Consider the following 939-nt stretch of genomic DNA (forward strand, 5'->3'; position numbering starts at 1 on the left):
AGAGGTGGCTCGGTTTGTTTGGACAGGATGGAGCGTTTTATAAGTGGCTTTCTGCCTCTGGTTAAGCCGCCTGTTGAAGCGGTTCCAGTTTGAAGTAGGCCTCATCCGGCGTTCTGTCGTCAAGGCTCGAATGTGGTCGTTTGCGATTGTAAATTTCCAGATATTTTCCGATTGACGTTCGAGCCTGGCCAACGCTTTCGTATGCCTTGAGATAGACCTCTTCATATTTCACAGAGCGCCAAAGACGCTCGACGAAGACGTTATCGCGCCATGCGCCCTTGCCATCCATACTGATCTGGATCTTGCTGTCGAGCAGAACGCCGGTGAAGTCATGGCTGGTAAATTGGCTACCCTGATCGGAGTTGAAGATCTCAGGCTTCCCGTATCTGGCCAGTGCTTCCTCGAGCGCCTCGACACACGGGGCCGCGTCCATGGTGATCGACAACCGCCAGCTCAGAACCTTGCGCGTAAACCAGTCGATGACGGCGATCAGATAGCAGAACCCCCGGGCCATCGGGATATAGGTCAGATCCGCAGCCCAGACCTGGTTTGGCCTTGTTACCGCCAGTCCTCGCAGCAGATACGGATAAATCTTGTGTCCATCTCCCGGCTTTGAAGTTCGTGGCTTGCGGTAGAGCGCCGTTATTCCCATGCGTTTCATCAAGGTTCGCACGTGCAGACGGCCCGTCTCAAAGCCTTCACGGTTCAAGAGCTTCTGCAGCATGCGAGAGCCCGCAAACGGATAATCAAGATGGAGTTCGTCGATGCGGCGCATCAACTTCAAGTCAGCCGCAGAGGCTGGCTGTGGCAGGTAATAGACGATGCTACGGCTGATCCCCAAAGCCTTGGCCTGACGGGTGATGGACAGATCATGACTGCGGTCGATCATTTCCTTGCGCTCCCCAACAGTCCCGCTTTGGCGAGCGCGCCGGCTAAAAA

General features: G+C 55.2%; 1 protein-coding gene. It reads right to left on the reverse strand.

All coding sequences use genetic code 11. The annotated features are described in order from the left end of the window. Positions 1–61: 61 nt before the first annotated feature. On the reverse strand, positions 62–939 hold an 878-nt coding region (locus tag F0155_RS23185), incomplete at its 5' end, for an IS3 family transposase (RefSeq protein WP_150526930.1).

Origin of the sequence: Roseibium sediminis (assembly GCF_008711325.1) — a bacterium.
Classification (GTDB): domain Bacteria; phylum Pseudomonadota; class Alphaproteobacteria; order Rhizobiales; family Stappiaceae; genus Roseibium; species Roseibium sediminis.